This is a genomic window from Streptomyces coelicoflavus (genome assembly GCF_003112555.1).
GTDB classification, from domain to species: Bacteria; Actinomycetota; Actinomycetes; order Streptomycetales; family Streptomycetaceae; genus Streptomyces; species Streptomyces coelicoflavus.
The window spans coordinates 1-18,953 of record NZ_BEWB01000025.1 but is presented as its reverse complement, the minus strand read 5'-3'; the positions used below and the strand labels follow the sequence as shown (position 1 = coordinate 18,953).

At 70.6% G+C, this 18,953-nt stretch carries 11 protein-coding genes and 1 tRNA gene; 1 reads left to right on the top strand and 11 read right to left on the bottom strand.

The features are described 5' to 3' along the window. Positions 1-83 precede the first annotated feature (83 nt). From Sco07f_RS38790 to Sco07f_RS38750, 9 genes are all read right to left on the bottom strand, one after another. Positions 84-554, bottom strand: a complete 471-nt coding sequence (locus Sco07f_RS38790) for a Dps family protein (protein WP_007387872.1) — start codon at positions 552-554, stop codon at positions 84-86. A 183-nt stretch (positions 555-737) separates the two neighbouring features. Continuing rightward, positions 738-1,118: a helix-turn-helix domain-containing protein gene (locus Sco07f_RS38785; RefSeq protein ID WP_007387871.1), complete on the bottom strand. Its 381-nt coding sequence runs from the start codon at positions 1,116-1,118 to the stop codon at positions 738-740. 109 nt (positions 1,119-1,227) lie between these two features. Continuing rightward, the gene (locus Sco07f_RS38780) at positions 1,228-1,773 is read right to left on the bottom strand and encodes a CinA family protein (protein ID WP_054099792.1); all 546 of its coding nucleotides are present in this window, start codon (positions 1,771-1,773) and stop codon (positions 1,228-1,230) included. Beyond that, entirely contained in the window at positions 1,770-2,555 is a 786-nt protein-coding gene (gene pgsA, locus Sco07f_RS38775) for a CDP-diacylglycerol--glycerol-3-phosphate 3-phosphatidyltransferase (RefSeq protein WP_087789358.1), read from the bottom strand. The genes Sco07f_RS38780 and pgsA overlap by 4 nt, the downstream gene beginning before the upstream one ends. Next, positions 2,552-4,033, bottom strand: coding sequence for a 30S ribosomal protein S12 methylthiotransferase RimO (gene rimO / locus Sco07f_RS38770; protein ID WP_054099790.1), 1,482 nt, complete (start codon positions 4,031-4,033; stop codon positions 2,552-2,554). The genes pgsA and rimO overlap by 4 nt, the downstream gene beginning before the upstream one ends. A 92-nt stretch (positions 4,034-4,125) precedes the next feature. Beyond that, positions 4,126-4,989, bottom strand: a complete 864-nt coding sequence (locus Sco07f_RS38765) for a helix-turn-helix domain-containing protein (RefSeq protein WP_108990700.1) — start codon at positions 4,987-4,989, stop codon at positions 4,126-4,128. 283 nt (positions 4,990-5,272) lie between these two features. Beyond that, positions 5,273-8,029 carry a DNA translocase FtsK gene (locus tag Sco07f_RS38760; protein ID WP_174855482.1) on the bottom strand — a complete coding sequence of 919 codons (2,757 nt, stop codon included), beginning with the start codon at positions 8,027-8,029 and terminating at the stop codon, positions 5,273-5,275. 215 nt (positions 8,030-8,244) lie between these two features. Beyond that, a complete protein-coding gene (locus tag Sco07f_RS38755) occupies positions 8,245-8,919 on the bottom strand; it encodes a response regulator (protein ID WP_007387864.1) in 675 nt (224 codons plus the stop codon). A gap of 438 nt (positions 8,920-9,357) precedes the next feature. After that, positions 9,358-14,829 carry a HAMP domain-containing protein gene (locus Sco07f_RS38750; RefSeq protein ID WP_108990699.1) on the bottom strand — a complete coding sequence of 1,824 codons (5,472 nt, stop codon included), beginning with the start codon at positions 14,827-14,829 and terminating at the stop codon, positions 9,358-9,360. 392 nt (positions 14,830-15,221) lie between these two features. Here Sco07f_RS38750 and Sco07f_RS38740 point away from each other — a divergent pair, with 392 nt between their 5' ends. Next, positions 15,222-17,972, top strand: coding sequence for a SpoIIE family protein phosphatase (locus Sco07f_RS38740; RefSeq protein ID WP_108990698.1), 2,751 nt, complete (start codon positions 15,222-15,224; stop codon positions 17,970-17,972). Positions 17,973-18,021: 49 nt separating this feature from the next. Here the strand turns inward: Sco07f_RS38740 and Sco07f_RS38735 are convergent. Continuing rightward, positions 18,022-18,094 (bottom strand) — tRNA-Thr (locus tag Sco07f_RS38735). Positions 18,095-18,176: 82 nt separating this feature from the next. Further along, a complete protein-coding gene (locus Sco07f_RS38730) occupies positions 18,177-18,839 on the bottom strand; it encodes a DegT/DnrJ/EryC1/StrS family aminotransferase (RefSeq protein ID WP_007387862.1) in 663 nt (220 codons plus the stop codon). Positions 18,840-18,953 lie beyond the last annotated feature (114 nt).

The following is an 18,953-nucleotide window of genomic DNA, read 5'->3' as shown; positions in this document are numbered from 1 at the left end:
AGGCGCAGTACGGCCCACCACCACAGCGCGCCGAGGCCCAGCGCGGCCGTCCGGCGGGCGGTCCGCGCCGCCGACATCTCGCGTCATCCGTTTCCGGCCTGGAACATCCAATGCTGCTTCTCGAGGTCGGCCGTGATCTGGATGAAGATGTCCTGACTCACCGGATCGGGGTCGCCGCTCACCGCGACCCGTTCACGCATCCGCCCGATCACCGCGCCCAGCGCGTCCACGATGGTCTGCACGGCGGTGGTGTCGTCGACCCAGCCCTCGGGGGTCACGTCGATGCCGCTGCCGACGGCGACCGTCGCGGCCCGCCCGTCCGGGGACACGCCGAGCGCCGAGGCACGTTCGGCCACGGTGTCCGAGTGCGTGCGGGCGGTGTCGACGAGCTCGTCGAGCTGGAGGTGTACGGAGCGAAAGCGCGGACCGACCACGTTCCAGTGGATCTGCTTCGCCACCAGGGCCAGGTCGACCAGGTCGACCAGGGCTCCCTGCAACGCCTCGGAGACGGTCTTCAGGTCCGCGTCGGACAACGGGCTCTTCACGACGTACATCCACGCCTCCGTCGGTTCGTCCCCCGGCCATCTCCCTCCACGATGACCGCACGCGCACGGACCGGCAAACCGACGGGAGACCGGGCCCGAGCACGGTCCGGGAACGCGAAAACCCCGACCACGTCCCTCCGGTCCTCCGGAGCGACCCCGGCCGGGGCCTCACATGCACACGCTCACGGGCGCTCAGGCGGCGACGACGTCCACTGCCTCGGCGGGCGCCTTGATGGTCACCCGTTCCGGTGGCACACCGGTCACGGAGACGGAACCCAGCATCGGGCGCACCGGTGCCGGTACGGTCTCGCTGGGGGTCGCCGCGGCGGACTGGGCCAGCTCGGCGAGGGCGAGCTCGTCGCTCACTTCCCGCATGAGCTCGGACATCCGTACGTCCAGCGCGTCGCAGATGGCGGAGAGCAGCTCGGAAGAAGCCTCCTTCTGCCCCCGCTCCACCTCGGAGAGATAGCCGAGTGAGACTCGGGCGGACGAGGAGACTTCGCGCAGAGTACGGCCCTGGCGTTGGCGCTGCCGACGCAGCACGTCACCCAGCAGGCGACGGAGCAGAATCATCGGTGGCTCCCTCCTCGGACCGTGTAACCGCATCCTTCACGCCCCACCGTACCGCCTCGCGCCGCGGCCGTGCGGGGAGCGATGTCGTGTTCACTCAGGGCTGCAAACATCAAAACCCCCCGTTCCGTTCCGTATCCTGTGCCCGCTCATTCCCGGTCTGTTCGCTCGCAAGCTCCCTCAAAAGAAGTGCGAGTACGCTCCGTACACTCTCCATACGAATTTCCGCGCGGTCGCCGTTCAACCGCAGCGCCTCCACTTTTCCGCCATCGGCGCAACCCCCGCCGTCCCCGACGGGCCCGTCCACGGCCACGAAAACCGTCCCCACGGGCTGCCCGTCCTGCGGGTCCGGGCCGGCGACACCCGTCGTCGCGATGCCCCAGTCGGCACCCAGCGCCGTGCGTACGCCTGCCGCCATCTGGGCGGCGACCTGCGCATCCACCGCTCCGCGCGCCGCGAGCAGCTCGCCGTCGACGCCGAGCAGTTCCCGCTTCAGCTCCGTCGCGTAGGCGGTGACCGAGCCCCGGAAGGCCTGGGACGCCCCGGGGACCGCGGTGAGCGCGGCAGCGACCATTCCGCCGGTCAACGACTCGGCGACCGCGAGGGTCTCGCCCCTCACCGTGAGTAGTCGCACCACGTCGGCGGCCGTGGAACTCAAACTTCCGACTCCTTCGACGCATCCTTCAACGCCGCCCTGCGTTCGGCGATTCCCCGGCGGCGCAGCACAATGGCCTGCTTCACATAGTCGAGACCGGTCGCGACCGTCAGGACGACCGCCGCCGCCATCACCCAGAACCTCAGGGTGGCCAGGGGCCCCGTCAGCGCCAGGACGTACATGCCAACGGCGATGCCTTGGGTGAGCGTCTTGAGCTTGCCGCCCCGGCTCGCGGGGATGACGCCGTACCGGATGACCACGAAACGCAGGACGGTGATCCCGAGTTCCCGGCCGAGGATCACGGCCGTCACCCACCAGGGCAGGTCGCCCAGCGCGGACAGGCAGATGAGCGCCGCTCCCATGATCGCCTTGTCGGCGATGGGGTCGGCGATCTTCCCGAAGTCGGTGACGAGGTTGTAGGTGCGCGCCAGGTGCCCGTCGAAGATGTCGGTGAACATGGCGACGGCGAAGGCCGCCCAGGCGAAGGAGCGCCAGGCCGGGTCGTATCCGCCGTTGCCCAGCATCAGCACCACGAAGACCGGCACGAGAACCAGCCGGAACATCGTCAGCAGATTGGCGACGTTCCAGACGCTCGCCTGGTTGACGGCGGCGGCCGCGATCTTGCCGCCACGCCCGCCGGCACTGCCCTCCGTCGCGCCCCGTCCCACGGCACCCCCCGGAGTCGTACGCTCGGCCGGTCCCTGAGCCGCCCCGTGAGTGCCGCGCGGGCCGGTCCTGCGCGCGCCGGAGGAACCGCCCGCGGCGGACGCCGGGACACCGCTCATCTGCCGGCCTCCTCACTCCACTCGGGCGAGCCCTCCAGCGGCTCGGCCACCAGGTCGACACCTTCCGTACCGACCACCTTCGCGTCGACCATACGACCGACACGCAGGCCTTCGCCGCTCGTGAGCAGCACCTGGCCGTCCGTCTCGGGCGCCTGGTGCTCCGCGCGGCCGCGGACGCCGTCTCCTCCGTCGGCGGGGTCCACGGACTCCACCAGTACCCGCACGGTCGCTCCGACACGCTCGTCGGCCCGCTGCGAGACCAGTTCCTCGGCCAGGCGGGAGACACGTGCCAGCCGCTCGGCGACGACGTCCTCGTCCAGCTTGTCGCCGTAGGTCGCCGCCTCGGTGCCCTCCTCGTCCGAGTACCCGAAGACGCCGATGGCGTCCAGCCGGGCGTGGTTCAGGAACCGCTCCAGCTCGGCGAGGTCGCTCTCGGACTCGCCGGGGAAGCCGACGATGAAGTTGGAGCGCACTCCGGCCTCGGGGGCCTTGCTCCGGATGGTGTCGAGGAGCTCCAGGAAGCGGTCGGTGTCGCCGAAGCGGCGCATCGCGCGCAGCACGTTCGGCGCGGAGTGCTGGAAGGAGAGGTCGAAGTAGGGCACGACCTTGTCGGTGGAGGTGAGCACGTCGATCAGGCCGGGGCGCATCTCGGCCGGCTGGAGGTAGCTGACCCGTACCCGCTCGATGCCGTCGACCTCGGCGAGGTTCGGCAGGAGCGACTCGAGGAGCCGGATGTCGCCGAGGTCCTTGCCGTAGGAGGTGTTGTTCTCGGAGACCAGCATGATCTCCTTCACGCCCTGCTCGGCCAGCCACCGCGTCTCGTTCAGCACGTCGCTCGGGCGGCGCGAGATGAAGGAGCCGCGGAAGGACGGAATGGCGCAGAAGGAGCAGCGCCGGTCGCAGCCGGAGGCCAGCTTCACCGAGGCGACCGGGGAGCCGTCCAGGCGGCGGCGCAGGGGCGCGCGGGGCCCGGAGGCGGGGGCGACGCCCTCGGGGAGGTCGGTCGGGCCGTGCCCGGGCAGGGCGACCGCGGCGCCGGCCTCCTGGCGCTCGGCGGGGCTGATCGGCAGCAGCTTGCGCCGGTCGCGCGGGGTGTGGGCGGCGTGGATTCCGCCGTTCAGGATGGTCTGCAGGCGGTCGGAGATGTCGGCGTAGTCGTCGAAGCCGAGGACGCCGTCGGCCTCCGGGAGGGCGTCGGCCAGTTCCTTGCCGTAGCGCTCGGCCATGCAGCCCACCGCGACCACGGCCTGCGTTCTTCCGTGGCCCTTGAGGTCGTTGGCCTCCAGGAGGGCGTCGACGGAGTCCTTCTTGGCGGCCTCGACGAAGCCGCACGTGTTCACGACGGCGACGTCCGCTTCCTCGGCGTCGTCGACGAGCTTCCAGCCGTCCGCCTCCAGACGGCCTGCGAGCTCCTCCGAGTCCACCTCGTTACGGGCGCAGCCAAGGGTGACGAGTGCGACGGTGCGGCTTTCAGGCATGGGCTCAAGACTACTTCGTCCCGCCGACAGCCCACGTCGACGGGGTTGGCCGTTCCCGGCCGCCCCCGTGACGACCCGCCGCGGCGGATCCGCTACCCGACCTGCGGGTCGCCCTTCGTGTACGTCAGCCGCTCGACGGCGCCGGGCCGGAAGTCGTCCTCGATCTTCTTGCCGTTGACGTAGAGCTCTATGGCTCCGGCGTCGCCGAGGACGAGGTTGACCTTCTCGTTGTCCTGGAAGGTCTTGGAGTCGCCCTGCTTGAGCAGTCCGTCGAAGAGCAGCCGGCCGTTGTGGTCCTTCGCGGAGATCCAGCTGCGCCCGTCGGTGGCGCTGACCTTGACGGTCACCTTGTCCGCGGGCGCGGCGGCGATGGCGCTGTCGCTCGGTTCCGGCTTGGGGTCGGCGGGCTTCTCGGGCTTGGCGCCGGCCGAGGCGGACTCGCTGGGCGAGGCATTGGCCCCCTCGGCGACACTCGCCTCGTTGCCGCCGTCGTCACCGCCCTTGACGAAGGTGAAGCCCACGAAACCGATCACGGCGACGATGGCGGCGACCATGGCGGCGGTCCAGTTGGGTCCCCGCCGCTCGGGACGGATGCGCTCCGCCTCGAACAGCGGCGCGGCGGCGGTCGGCGCCGGGCGCCCGCCGTGCTCGGCGTCGAACCGCGCGAGCAGGTCGGCCGGGTCGAGCCCGACGGCCTTGGCGAGGGTGCGGATGTGACCGCGCGCGTAGACGTCGCCCCCGCAGGGCGCGAAGTCGTCCGCCTCGATGGCGTGCACGATGGCGATGCGGACCCGGGTGGCGGTGGTGATGTCGTCGACGGTCAACCCGGCGGCGATCCGCGCCTGCTTGAGGGCACGGCCGACGGAGGGGCGGGCTTCCTCGGAAACGCCTTCGGGGACGTCGTGGGACACGTCTTCGATCGGACGCTCGTCTTCGGGAGAGTTGCCGTTGGACACGGGGGCGCCTTTCGAGCGTTTAGCCGCCTGTGCTGGGCGTTCAGTCTAGGAGGGGGGCGAAGGGGTGGGGCAAGCGGACGGTACGACCTTTACACCATCGGAATGGCCCGACACTCCGATGGTGGACTACCTGTTTGTCACTTCCCTCAACTTGACGTAGGGCCTGGGGAAACGGTTGCTCAATGATCGCTAACGGGTGAGTCACGATCGGCCGCCCGGCCGTCGCGACACCCGCCGGCGGAACACCGGCGGAACGTCGGCGGAACCGTTCGCCTACCCGTCCCTACCCTTCAGACTCCCCCCGGATCACCGCGAGCACGCCGTCCAGCTCGTCAGGCTTCACAAGAACGTCACGAGCCTTCGAACCCTCGCTCGGTCCGACGATGCTCCGCGACTCCATCAGGTCCATCAGCCGCCCGGCCTTGGCGAAGCCGACGCGCAGCTTGCGCTGGAGCATCGAGGTCGACCCGAACTGCGTGGAGACGACCAGCTCGGCGGCCTGGCACAGCAGGTCGAGGTCGTCGCCGATGTCCTCGTCGATCTCCTTCTTCTGCTTGGTGCCGACGGTGACGTCGTCCCGGAAGACCGGCGCCATCTGGTCCTTGCAGTGCTGGACGACGACCGCGATCTCCTCCTCGGTCACGAACGCGCCCTGCATGCGGGTCGGCTTGTTCGCGCCCATCGGCAGGAAGAGGCCGTCGCCCTTGCCGATCAGCTTCTCGGCGCCGGGCTGGTCGAGGATGACCCGGGAGTCGGCGAGCGAGGAGGTGGCGAAGGCGAGCCGGGAGGGCACGTTGGCCTTGATCAGGCCGGTGACGACGTCCACGGAGGGCCGCTGGGTGGCGAGCACCAGGTGGATGCCGGCCGCGCGCGCGAGCTGCGTGATCCTGACGATCGCGTCCTCGACGTCGCGCGGCGCGACCATCATCAGGTCGGCCAGCTCGTCCACGATCACCAGCAGGTACGGGTACGGCTGGAGTTCGCGCTCGCTGCCCTCGGGCGTCTTGGCCCTGCCCTCGCGCACCGCGCGGTTGAAGTCGTCGATGTGCCGGTAGCCGTAGGCGGCGAGGTCGTCGTAGCGCAGGTCCATCTCGCGCACGACCCACTGGAGCGCCTCGGCGGCCCGCTTCGGGTTGGTGATGATCGGCGTGATCAGGTGCGGGATGCCCTCGTAGGCCGTCAGCTCGACCCGCTTGGGGTCGACCAGGATCATCCGGACGTCCTCCGGGGTCGCCCGCATCATGATCGAGGTGATCAGGCAGTTGATGCAGGACGACTTGCCGGAGCCGGTGGCGCCGGCGACCAGCATGTGCGGCATCTTCGCCAGCGAGTGCATGACGTAGCCGCCCTCGACGTCCTTGCCGAAGGCGACCAGCATCGGGTCGTCGTCCTCGGCGGACTCGGCGAGGCGCAGCACGTCGCCGAGGTTGACCATCTCCCGGTCGGTGTTGGGGATCTCGATGCCGACCGCGGACTTGCCGGGGATCGGGCTGATGATCCGCACGTCGGGGCTGGCGACGGCGTACGCGATGTTCTTGGTCAGCGCGGTGATCCGCTCGACCTTCACGGCGGGGCCCAGCTCGACCTCGTAGCGCGTGACGGTCGGGCCCCGGGTGAAGCCGGTGACGGCGGCGTCGACCTTGAACTCGGTGAAGACGGTGGTGAGCGAGGCGACTATGGCGTCGTTGGCGGCACTGCGCGCCTTGCCGGGGCCGCCGCGTGTGAGGGAGTCGAGGGACGGCAGGGAGTAGGTGATGTCGCCGGAGAGCTGGAGCTGCTCGGCCCGCGGCGGCAGGTCCCGTTCTTTGGGCAGCGGCGTCTTCGTGAGGTCGGGGACGCCACCGCCCGCCGCCTCTTCCCGGGGCTCCTTGGCGGCGTCCTTCTTGAGCTTGCCCGGCTGCGGCCGCGCGGCCGGCACGGGCGTGGGGGTCGGGGTCGTGGACTCGCGGTCCCCCGTGCTCACGCCCTGCGTGAGGTCGGCGACCAGCGGCGAGGGCGGCATGCCGTGCAGTACGGCGCCGTCGAGCGCGGCGGCCGCGGCCGCGGCGACGTCCACGGCGTCCATCGGGCGGTTCATCTCGGGCTGCGGCACGGCGGATCGCCGGGGCCTGCCGCGGCGCCTGTTCAGCGCCTCCTGCTCCGCCGCGTCGGGGTCGTACGGCTGCTCGTCGGCGGCCGGCGCCCCGCGCCTGCGGGTTCGGGCGGGCAGCGCCTCGCGCCACTGTTCGTCGTAGCGCTCGTCGTCGTCCGTGAGGACGTCCGCCTCCGGGTCGCCCACCAGGCCGAGCCGCACCCCGAGCTGCCGCAGCCGCTGCGGGATCGCGTTGACCGGCGTGGCGGTGACCACGAGCAGCCCGAAGACCGTGAGCAGCACGAGCAGCGGCACGGCCAGCACGTCGGTCATCGTGTACGACAGCGGGGTCGCCGCTCCCCAGCCGATCAGCCCGCCGGCGTCCCTTATGGCCTGCATGCCGTCGCTGCGGGCCGGTGAGCCGCAGGCGATGTGCACCTGGCCGAGCACGCCGACGACGAGCGCGGACAGGCCGATCACGATCCGTCCGTTCGCCTCGGGCTTCTCGGGGTGCCGGATCAGCCGTACGGCGATGGCGCCGAGCAGGATCGGCGCGAGCAGGTCGAGGCGGCCGAAGGCACCGGTCACGAGGATCTCGACGAGGTCGCCGACAGGGCCCTTGAGGTCGGCCCAGGTGCCCGCGGCGACGATCAGCGCGATGCCGAGCAGCAGCAGGGCGACGCCGTCCTTGCGGTGGGCCGGGTCGAGGTTCTTGGCGCCCTGCCCTATGCCGCGGAAGACGGCGCCGACTCCGTGCGCGAGGCCCAGCCAGAGCGCGCGCACCAGCCGGTAGACGCCCCCGGTGGGGTTCGGAGCCGGTTTGGGCGCGGGCTTCTTCGCCGCGGCCTTCTTGGCGGGCGCCTTCTTCGCAGGTGCCTTCTTGGCGGGTGCCTTCTTGGCGGGGCCCTTCGCGGGAGCGGCCGCCTTCTTCGCGGGCTGCTTCTTGGCTGCGGAGGGACGTGAGGCCATGGGTGTGAGGTTACCGGGGGAGACGGCGGTCGACACGTGTGCCTACCGCTTCACCCGTTCGTGTCGCCCCCGGACAGAGGCGGAACTGACGGCTCCGGTACAGCGTCTGACGCGTCCTCACCGGGCGGCGCGTCGCAGAGGGCTGCCACCGGATGCCGAGGGCTGACCGGGACCCCCGTACCGCACCGCACGGGGCACCAGGGGGCCGCGCTACGTCAGTTGACGGCGGCCTGGTCTCCGGGCGTGCCCGGCTCCAGGGCGTCCAGGGCCCGTCGCAGCCCGGTGAGCTTGCGCTCCAGATGGGCCGCTGTCGCCACCGCCGCCGCGTCCGTCGACTCGTCGCCCAGCTGCTTGGACAGCGCCTCCGCCTGCTCCTCCACGGCCGCGAGCCGGGCCGACAGCTCGGCCAGCAGCCCCGCCGGCTCCTTGGCCTCGCCGGCCTCGGCCTTGCCGTTGCCCTCCAACTGGAGGCGCAGCAGTGCCGCCTGCTCCCGCAGCTGGCAGTTCTTCATGTACAGCTCGACGAAGACCGAGACCTTGGCCCGCAGCACCCAGGGGTCGAACGGCTTGGAGATGTAGTCCACCGCGCCCGCCGCGTACCCGCGGAAGGTGTGGTGGGGGCCGTGGTTGATCGCGGTGAGGAAGATGATCGGGATGTCCCGGGTCCTCTCCCGTCGCTTGATGTGCGCGGCGGTCTCGAAACCGTCCATGCCCGGCATCTGCACGTCCAGCAGAATGACCGCGAAGTCGTCCGTGAGCAGTGCTTTGAGCGCTTCCTCCCCGGACGATGCCCGCACCAGCGTCTGATCGAGCGCCGAGAGGATCGCCTCCAGCGCAAGCAGATTCTCCGGCCGGTCATCGACCAGGAGGATCTTGGCCTTCTGCACCATGGCCCGCCCTCCTCGCCCCGGCGTGGGGCCTCCCCTGTCCACAGGACTCGACGCGGCACCGGCGGGTGCCGCCCCGGAGGACGGCTCCCTTGCGCCGCCCGTCCTCGTGCCGGTCATCGTAGCCGCACCCCGCCTGTCGCCACACCCTGTCACCGTGATGTCACTGTGCTCGTAGCAGAAACGCGGCGGGAGACCAGAAGGTTCCCCGAATCCCGTACTTCTACACGGTTTCGGGCACGCTCGGTCAGCGACCGCGCGTGAGCCCCGAAGGTCCCCGCCGTTTACACATACTCCACGTTCGCACACCGCCCGAGCGAGCCGCACGGAAGGTGCCCGAACGTACGGGGACGCCGTGCCCGAACGTACTACGGGCACGAGGTCCGAACGTACCGGCCGCTTCCCGCCGGCTTCCCGACCGCGCCCGCCGGCCCGCCGCGCTCACTCCTCCCGCATCCACTGCTGCATCACCGTCAGCAGGTGATCGGGGTCGACCGGCTTCGTCACGTAGTCGGAGGCGCCCGACTCGATCGCCTTCTCCCGGTCGCCCTTCATCGCCTTCGCGGTCAGCGCGATGATCGGCAGCCCGGCGAACTGGGGCATCCTGCGGATCGCCGTGGTCGTCGCGTACCCGTCCATCTCCGGCATCATGATGTCCATCAGGACGACCGCCACGTCCTCGTGCTGCTCCAGGACCTCGATGCCCTCGCGCCCGTTCTCGGCGTACAGCACGGAAAGACCGTGCTGCTCCAGGACGCTGGTGAGGGCGAAGACGTTGCGGATGTCGTCGTCGACGATCAGCACCTTCTGCCCGCCGAAGCGGATTCCCCGGCTCGACTGCGACGCCGGCTCCTGCCCGTCGTCCGACCGCCGCTCCCGCACCGCGGGCAGCTCCTCGGTCGCGGCCGGCCGGCGACGCCGCCGGAACAGCGCGGCCGCCCCGTTCTGCGGATCCTGGTACGACTGCACCTCGGCCGGGGCCTCGGTCTGTGCACCCGGCAGTTCGGCCACGGCACCGGAGGGCGCCGGCAGCTCACCGCCCTCCACGGACGGCAGCGGCTGCTGGTAGCCGTGCGGCGGCAGCTCGCTCGGGTGCAGCGGCAGGTAGAGCGTGAACGTCGAGCCGCGGCCCGGCTCGCTCTGGGCGTGGATCTCGCCGCCGAGCAACTGCGCGATCTCCCGCGAGATGGACAGTCCGAGACCCGTACCGCCGTACTTGCGACTCGTGGTGCCGTCGGCCTGCTTGAACGCCTCGAAGATCACCTGCATCTTGCTGGCCGCGATCCCGATGCCCGTGTCGCTCACGGAGAACGCGATCAGCTCGGCGTCCGGCTCGTTCATCGAACCGGCCTCCAGCAACTGCTCCCGGATGGCCTTCGGAACCTCGTCCCGGGCCGGCCGGATGACCAGCTCGACGGAGCCCGAGTCGGTGAACTTCACCGCGTTGGACAGCAGGTTGCGCAGCACCTGGAGCAGCCGCTGCTCGTCGGTGTGCATGGTGGCGGGCAGCCCCGGCGACACCCGCACCGAAAGGTCCAGGCCCTTCTCCGCGCTCAGCGGCCGGAAGGTCGCCTCCACGTAGTCCACGAGCTGGACGAGCGCGATGCGCGTCGGGGAGACGTCCATCTTCCCGGCGTCGACCTTCGACAGGTCGAGGATGTCGTTGATGAGCTGGAGCAGGTCGGAGCCCGCGCCGTGGATCGTCTCGGCGAACTCGACCTGCTTCGGGGTCAGGTTCGCGTCGGCGTTGTCAGCGAGCAACTTGGCCAGAATCAGCAGCGAGTTGAGCGGCGTGCGCAGCTCGTGCGACATGTTGGCCAGGAACTCGCTCTTGTAGCGCATGGAGACGGCGAGCTGCTCGGCACGCTCCTCCAGGACCTGCCGCGCCTCCTCGATCTCGGTGTTCTTCACCTCGATGTCGCGGTTCTGCTGCGCCAGCAGTTCGGCCTTCTCCTCCAGTTCGGCGTTGGACGACTGAAGTGCCTTCTGCCGCTGCTCCAACTCCTCCGACCGCTCCCGCAGTTGCTCGGTCAGCTCCTGCGACTGGCTCAGCAGGACCTCCGTCTTGGTGTTCACGGAGATGGTGTTGACGCTGGTCGCGATCATCTCGGCGATCTGGTTCAGGAAGTCCTTCTGGATGTGCGTGAACGGCGTGAAGGACGCCAGCTCGATGACGCCGAGCACCTGCCCCTCGAACAGCACCGGCAGCACGATCACCTGCGCGGGCGGCGCCTCGCCGAGCCCGGAGGAGATCTTCAGGTAACCGCTCGGCGCGTTCTCCACGAGGATCGTGCGCTTCTCCTCGGCGGCCGTGCCGACCAGCGCCTCGCCCGGCCGGAACGAGGTGGGCATGGACCCCATCGAGTAGCCGTACGACCCGAGCATGCGCAGCTCGTACGCGTCGCCCTCGGCGCCCGCCTGCTCCTGCCCGTCGACCAGCGGCATCGCGAGGAAGAACGCCCCGTGCTGGGCGGAGACGACAGGGGTCAGCTCGCTCATGATCAGTGAGGCCACGTCCTGGAGGTCGCGGCGTCCCTGCATCAGGCCGGAGATCCGGGCCAGATTGCCCTTGAGCCAGTCCTGCTCCTTGTTGGCGATCGTGGTGTCGCGCAGGTTGGCGATCATCTTGTTGATGTAGTCCTGCAGCTCCGAGATCTCCCCGGAGGCGTCCACGTCGATCTTCAGGTTCAGGTCGCCGCGCGTCACCGCGGTCGCCACGCGCGCGATGGCCCGCACCTGCCGGGTCAGGTTCCCGGCCATCTCGTTCACGGACTCCGTCAGGTCGCGCCAGGTGCCGTCGACGTCCCGCACGCGTGCCTGGCCGCCGAGCTGCCCCTCCGTGCCCACCTCACGGGCGACGCGGGTGACCTCCTCGGCGAAGGACGACAGCTGGTCGACCATCGTGTTGATGGTCGTCTTCAGCTCCAGGATCTCGCCGCGCGCGTCGATGTCGATCTTCTTCGTCAGGTCGCCCTTCGCGATCGCCGTGGTGACCATGGCGATGTTGCGCACCTGACCGGTGAGATTCGACGCCATCTGGTTCACCGACTCGGTGAGGTCCTTCCACGTCCCCGACACACCCGGCACCTGCGCCTGGCCGCCCAGGATGCCGTCGGTGCCCACCTCGCGGGCCACCTTGGTCACCTGGTCGGCGAAGGACCGCAGCGTCCGCACCATGGTGTTGAAGGTGTCGGCGAGCTGCGCGACCTCGCCGCGCGCCTCGATCGTCACCGTCCGCGTCAGGTCGCCGTTGGCGACGGCCGCGGCCACCTGGGAGATGTTCCGCACCTGGACCGTGAGGTTCTTGGCCATCAGGTTGACGTTGTCGTTGAGGTCCTTCCAGATGCCCACGACGCCGGGCACGCTCGCCTGGCCGCCGAGGATGCCCTCGGTGCCCACCTCGCGGGCCACCCGCGTGACCTGCTCGGCGAACGACGACAGCTGGTCGACCATCGTGTTGACGGTGGTGACCAGCTCGAGGATCTCGCCCTTGGCGTCGACGGTGATCTTCTTCGACAGGTCGCCCTTGGCGACCGCCGTCGTCACCTCGGCGATGTTGCGCACCTGCATGGTCAGGTTGTTGGCCATGCCGTTCACGGACTGCGTGAGGTCCTTCCAGGTGCCGGAGACGCCCTGCACCTCCGCCTGGCCGCCGAGGATGCCCTCGGTGCCCACCTCGCGCGCGACGCGCGTGACCTCCTGGGCGAACGACGACAGCTGGTCCACCATCGTGTTCAGGGTGTTCTTCAGCTCCAGGATCTCCCCGCGCGCGTCCACGGTGATCTTCTGGGACAGGTCACCGCGCGCCACGGCCGTCGCGACCTGCGCGATGTTGCGGACCTGCGCGGTGAGATTGCCGGCCATGCCGTTCACCGAGTCCGTCAGGTCACGCCACACACCGGCGACCCCGGGCACCTGCGCCTGACCGCCGAGGCGGCCCTCCGTGCCCACCTCACGGGCGACCCGGGTGACCTGCTCGGCGAAGCTGGAGAGCTGGTCGACCATCGTGTTGATGGTGTTCTTCAGCTCCAGGATCTCGCCGCGCGCGTCGACGTCGATCTTCTGCGACAGGTCGCCGCGCGCCACGGCCGTCGTCACCTGGGCGATGTTGCGCACCTGGGAGGTCAGATTGCCGGCCATGGAGTTGACCGAGTCCGTCAGCTCCTTCCAGGTCCCCGACACGCCGTCGACCCGGGCCTGACCGCCCAGGCGGCCCTCCGTGCCCACGTCCCGGGCCATCCGCGTCACCTGGTCGGCGAAGCTGGAGAGCTGGTCCACCATGGTGTTCACGGTGTTCTTCAGCTGGAGCATCTCGCCGGAGACGTCCACGGTGACCTTCTGCGACAGGTCGCCGTTGGCCACCGCCGTCGTCACCTGGGCGATGTTCCTCACCTGACCGGTGAGGTTGCGGAACGCCGTGTTGACGGAGTCCGTCAGGTCCTTCCAGGTACCCGCCGCCCCCGGCACCTGCGCCTGACCGCCCAGCTCGCCCTCGACACCGACCTCCCGGGCCACCCGCGTGACCTCGGCACCGAAGGCGGACAGCTGGTCCACCATCGTGTTGACGGTGTTCTTCAGCTCCAGCATCTCGCCGGCCACGTCCACCGTGACCTTCTGCGACAGGTCACCGCTGGCCACCGCCGTCGTCACCGCGGCGATGTCCCGCACCTGCGTGGTCAGGTTCCTGAAGACCGTGTTGACGGAGTCCGTCAGGTCCTTCCAGATACCGGCCGCGCCCGGCACGATCGCCTGGCCGCCGAGCTGGCCCTCCCCACCCGTCTCGTTCGCCACGCGCGTGACCTCGTCCGCGAAGATCCGCAGCGTCTCGGTCATCTGGTTGATCGTCTCGGCGAGCTGCGCGACCTCTCCCCGGGCCGGCACCGTCACCTTCTTCGACAGATCGCCGTTGGCGACCGCCGTCGTCACATGGGAGATCTCGCGCATCTGGGCCGTCAGGTTCCCGGCCATGGTGTTGACGGAGTCGGTCAGCTCCTTCCACACCCCGGCCACGCCCGGCACCCGCGCCTGCCCGCCCAGCGCGCCCTCGGTGCCGACCTCACGGGCCAAGCGGGTCACCTCGGAGGAGAACGCCGAGAGCTGGTCCACCATCGTGTTGACGGTGTTCTTCAGCTCCAGCATCTCGCCGGCCACGTGCACCGTGACCTTCCGCGACAGATCGCCCTTGGCCACGGCCGTCGTCACCAGCGCGATGTCCCTCACCTGGGCGGTGAGCCGGTACGCCATCGTGTTGACGGAGTCCGTCAGGTCCTTCCAGGACCCGGACATGCCGCGCACCCGGGCCTGACCGCCCAGCTTGCCCTCGGTGCCGACCTCGCTGGCCACCCGCGTGACCTCGTCCGTGAACGTCGACAACTGGTCGACCAGGTTGTTCACGGTCCGGCCGACCTTCAGGAACTCACCGCGCAGCGGCTGCCCGGTGCCCTCGTCGCTCTGCGTCCGCAGCTCCATGCGCGGCGACAGATCGCCGTCCGCGACCGCCGACAGCACCCGGCTGACCTCGGAGACGGGTCGTACGAGATCGTCCACCAGGGCGTTCGAGTTGTCGATCGCGGTCGCCCAGGACCCCTCGCAGGCTCCGGTCTCCAGCCGCTCCGTGAGTTTTCCCTCACGTCCGACCACGCGCCGCACCCGCGCCAGCTCTCCCGTGAGGTGGAGATTGCGGTCGGCCACCTCGTTGAAGACCGCCGCGATCTCCGACATCACGCCGTCGCCGGACACCGTGAGCCGCCTGCGGAAGTTTCCCTCCCGCATGGAGACCAGCGCCGCGAGCAGCCGGTTCAGGGCCGCCGTGTCCACCGTCGTGGTGCCGCCCCGCGTTTTGCCCTGGTTGCTCAGGGACTGTCCGCCTTTCGCGCGCGTCTTCGTGGCCCGCGTCGCTGCGCCAGACTCCACTGTGTCCCTCCCGCAGGGCTCGACCGATACCGCTGTGCCCGGCCGCCAACGCTCGGCGGACCGGTTCCTGCCGCCTGTTTCCCGTACTGCCGGGCGATCCGGTCCGGCGCGCCGGACCGCTTCCAGGGGCTGCTGCCCACCCGGCCAGGCGTGCATTCACCTGCCCGGACCCTCATTGGCAGCTTGCCCAGTGTTTCACCCCGGCCGAACCAGGCCATAACAGTTCGGCAGCTTCGCACATCGTCCGCACACCCTCTGGGCGGAAACACTGCAGACCGGCATCCGGATGGACGGCGAAGGTAAGTAACCTTGCACGTGGCTGTCCAGCCGTACCGGTCCGTCCGGTCTGGGCGGTGGCACGGAGACGAGCGGGCATCGGAGGGGCGGCCGGAATGACCACCGGACTGATCCCGGGGGAGCAGCCCCCGGATCCCGGGCCGACGGGTGGACTGCCGCAGCAGCGGCACCAGCCGGCCGGCCATGAGGCCGTGCACGGGGAGAGAGGGTCGGGAAGTTCTGTGATCACCGCGCGCGCGGCCGCCAGCTTCGAGCCCGTCGGGCGATCCGTGGCGAGTGCCCGGTCCTTCGTCCGCGACACACTCCAGGGCTGGGGCCATGCCGACATCGTCGACGACGCCGTGGTGCTCACCAGCGAGCTGGTGACCAACGCGGTGGTGCACGCGGGCACCACCGCCGACGTCGTGTGCCTGCGCAGCGACGACGGCGTACGCATCGAGGTCGCCGACCACTATCCGGAGCGCGAGGTCCCGCTCCAGGGCTCCCCCGCCACCATGGGCAGCCTCGACCGCGAGGGCGGCCGCGGCCTCCAGCTGTGCGCGGCGCTGGCCGACCGCTGGGGCGTGGAGTACACGCCCACGCTGAAGAACGTCTGGTTCCACCTCCATCTGCCCGAGCGCCCGGTCGGCACCCGCGCCGCCGGTCCCTCCCTCCCGGCCGCCCTGCTGCCGCTCGCCGACGGCCGGGTCCGCGTCGCCGTCGTCCAGATCGACCGCACCGGCGCCGTCACGTCGTGGAACGAGGACGCCGAGGACCTCTTCGGCTACGCCGCCGACCAGGTCACCGGCAAGCCGCTGACCGACCTCGCCGCCTGGCCGCACACCCCCGGCACCAGCACCGGCATCGCCGAGGCCCTCCAGCTCTCCCGCTGGGAGGGCAGCTACGGCATAAGGGGCGCCGACGGCCGCGTCACCCCGGTCTACGCCTCCCACCTCCGCGTCCGCGACGCCGACGGCGAGCCCTCCACGGTCTGCCTCCTCGTCCGCGACCACGAACGCGCGGTGCTGCAAACCCCGTTGCGGGTGCCGGCCCCCGACTCCCCGTCCTCCGAGGGCCAGAGTGCCGACCCCTTCGAGGTGTTCATCGGCTCCCCCGCCCCGGACGACCTCGACGGCCTTCTCCAGCGCACGGTCGAACGCGCCCGCGACATGCTCGACGCCGACGCCGCCTTCCTGCTCCTGGCGACCGACGACGAAACGGAGTTGGAGGTCCGCGCCTCCACCGGCCTGCCCTCCGCCCGCCAGCGGTTCGCCCGCGTCCCCGTCGAGGCGGGCCCCGGACGCTACGGCTCGGCGCGCATGCCCGCCGTCCACGACGACCTCGAGTCCGTCCCCGGCGCCGTCCCGCTCCTCAACAGCACGGGCATGCGCTCGGTCGTCACCGTCCCGCTCAAGGTCGAGGGCCGCCTCACCGGCTCCCTCGGCGTCGCGGCCGAGGCCGCCGGCCGGTACTCCAACGAGGAGGCGCTGCGCCTCCAGTTCGCCGCCGACCGCATCGCCCTGGCCGTCGAGTCGGCGCGCCTGGGCGAGCTGGAGCGGCTGCGCCGCGGCTCCCTCAGCTTCCTCGTCGAGGCCTCCGACCTCCTCGCCGGCACCCTGGACCGCGACCAGACGCTGGCCCTGATGGCCCAGATGACGGTCCCGACACTGGCCACCTGGTGCGCCGTCTACACGATCGCCGACCAGTCCTCGGACCCGTACCTCTCGTACGTCCTGCACGAGGACGAGGAGTTGATCGACGGCATCAAGTCCCTGCTGTCGAAGATCGCCCCGCCCGACCCGGTGCCCACGCCGGGCGCCCGGGTGTGGACGGCCCCCGCGGAGATGGCCCACCAGGCGGCGCTGCGCACCTCCATGCGCGACCTCGGCCTCAGCGGCGGTACGCCGCAGCCGCTGAGCACCGGCATCGGCCCGACCCTCGCCACGGCCTCCGCCGTCGGCGGCGAGACCGTCGTCCTGCCGCTGGTCGCCCGCAACCGCGTCATCGGCATGCTCACGCTCGGCAAGCCCACCGACGACCACTTCCGCCAGGAGATCCTCGAACTCGCCGAGGACCTGTCCCGCCGGGCCGCTCTGGCCCTGGACAACGCCCGGCTGTACTCGGAGCGCACGGCGATCAGCCAGTCCCTCCAGCGCAGCCTCCTGCCGCCGGAGCTGCCCGTCATCGACGGCGTCGAGGTCGAGGTCATCTACCGCGCGGCCGGCGAGGGCAACGAGGTCGGCGGCGACTTCTACGACCTCTTCCCCATCAGCGACGACGCGTACGGCTTCGCCATCGGTGACGTCTGCGGCACGGGCCCCAACGCGGCCGCCGTCACGGGCCTGGCCCGGCACGCCCTGCGCCTGCTGGCCCGGGAGGGGCTGAGCGGCCCGGCGGTCCTGGAGCGCCTCAACTCCGCCATCCTCGACGAGGGCGCCCGCAGCCGCTTCCTCACGCTGCTGTACGGCGAGATGCGCCCGCAGGCGGACGGCAGCGCCGAGCTGAAGGTGGTCTGCGCCGGCCACCCGCTCCCCCTGCGCCTGCGCCAGGACGGCACGGTCGAGCCGGCGGCCGAACCCCAGCCCCTCCTCGGCGTCATCGAGGACCTGGAGCTGTACGAGCAGACCGTCACCCTCGACCCGGGCGACGTCCTCCTGTGCGTCACGGACGGCGTCACCGAACGCCGCGAGGGCACGCGCATGCTGGGCGACGACGGCCTCGCCGACGTCCTGACGAGCTGCACGGGCCTCACGGCCGGCGCGGTGGCGGCCCGCATCATGCGCGCGGTGGAGCGCTTCGCGTCCGACGCCCCGTCCGACGACATGGCGATCCTCGCGATGCGCGTCCCGGAGCCCCACGCGGACTGACCAGGGCATGCGAAAGGCCCCGCCCGAGTGGGCGGGGCCTTTCTGTGGGAGCCCCCAAACGGAATCGAACCGTTGACCTTCTCCTTACCATGGAGACGCTCTACCGACTGAGCTATAGGGGCCTGTCGCTTTCGAGGTTTCCCTCGCGGCAACGGAATAGATCATACCCCGAACAAGCCGGTGCTCCCAACCACGGACTGGTCGTCAGTAGGCGGGTTGCAGCAGCCCACCGAGCGCATTGCAGGCGGACACGATCCGCTGCATGTCCCGCTTGGTCAACGCGGCCTCGACGGGCAGCGCGAGCGTCTCGTCGACGGCCCGCTCCGTCTCCGGCAGCGCCACGCACCGCCGGAATCCGGGCATCCGGTGCACGGGCGCCTTCACCGGCACCCGGCAGTCGACTCCCCGACCCCGCACCGCGCGGGCGAAGGCGTCCCGGTCCGGCCGCCCGTTCCCCGGCACCCGGACCACATACTGCTGGTACGTGTGTCCGTCGCCCCAGTCCGGGGTCCGCACGCCCCTCAACTTCCCGTCGAGGTAGGCCGCACGCTGCCTGCGGCGCGCTATCTCGTCGTACGGTCCCTCGGACTCGCCGTGCTCCAGCACGAGCAGGCCGTGCCGCTGTCCGATCCTGTGCAGGGCGCCCATGTCCGCAGGCCGCCCGAACCGGTGCACGACGACCACGGCCGCGGTCCGAGGCGTCAGCGCCGCCTCCACCAGGGAAGCATCCAGGCAGTACGTCGCCGGATCTATGTCGGCGAACACCGGCGACGCACCCACGAGTGCCACGGCCTCGGCGACTTCCACGTTCCCGAAGGCAGGTACGACGACCTCGTCACCGACGCCCACGCCGGCGGCCCTGAGCATTGCTGCAGTACCCATGTGTGGGATGGTCGGGGCCCAACGTGAACTCGAAGTGACAGAAAGCAAAAAAGGGCTGGTCCCGGAACCGAAGTTCCGGGACCAGCCCTTCTAATATTT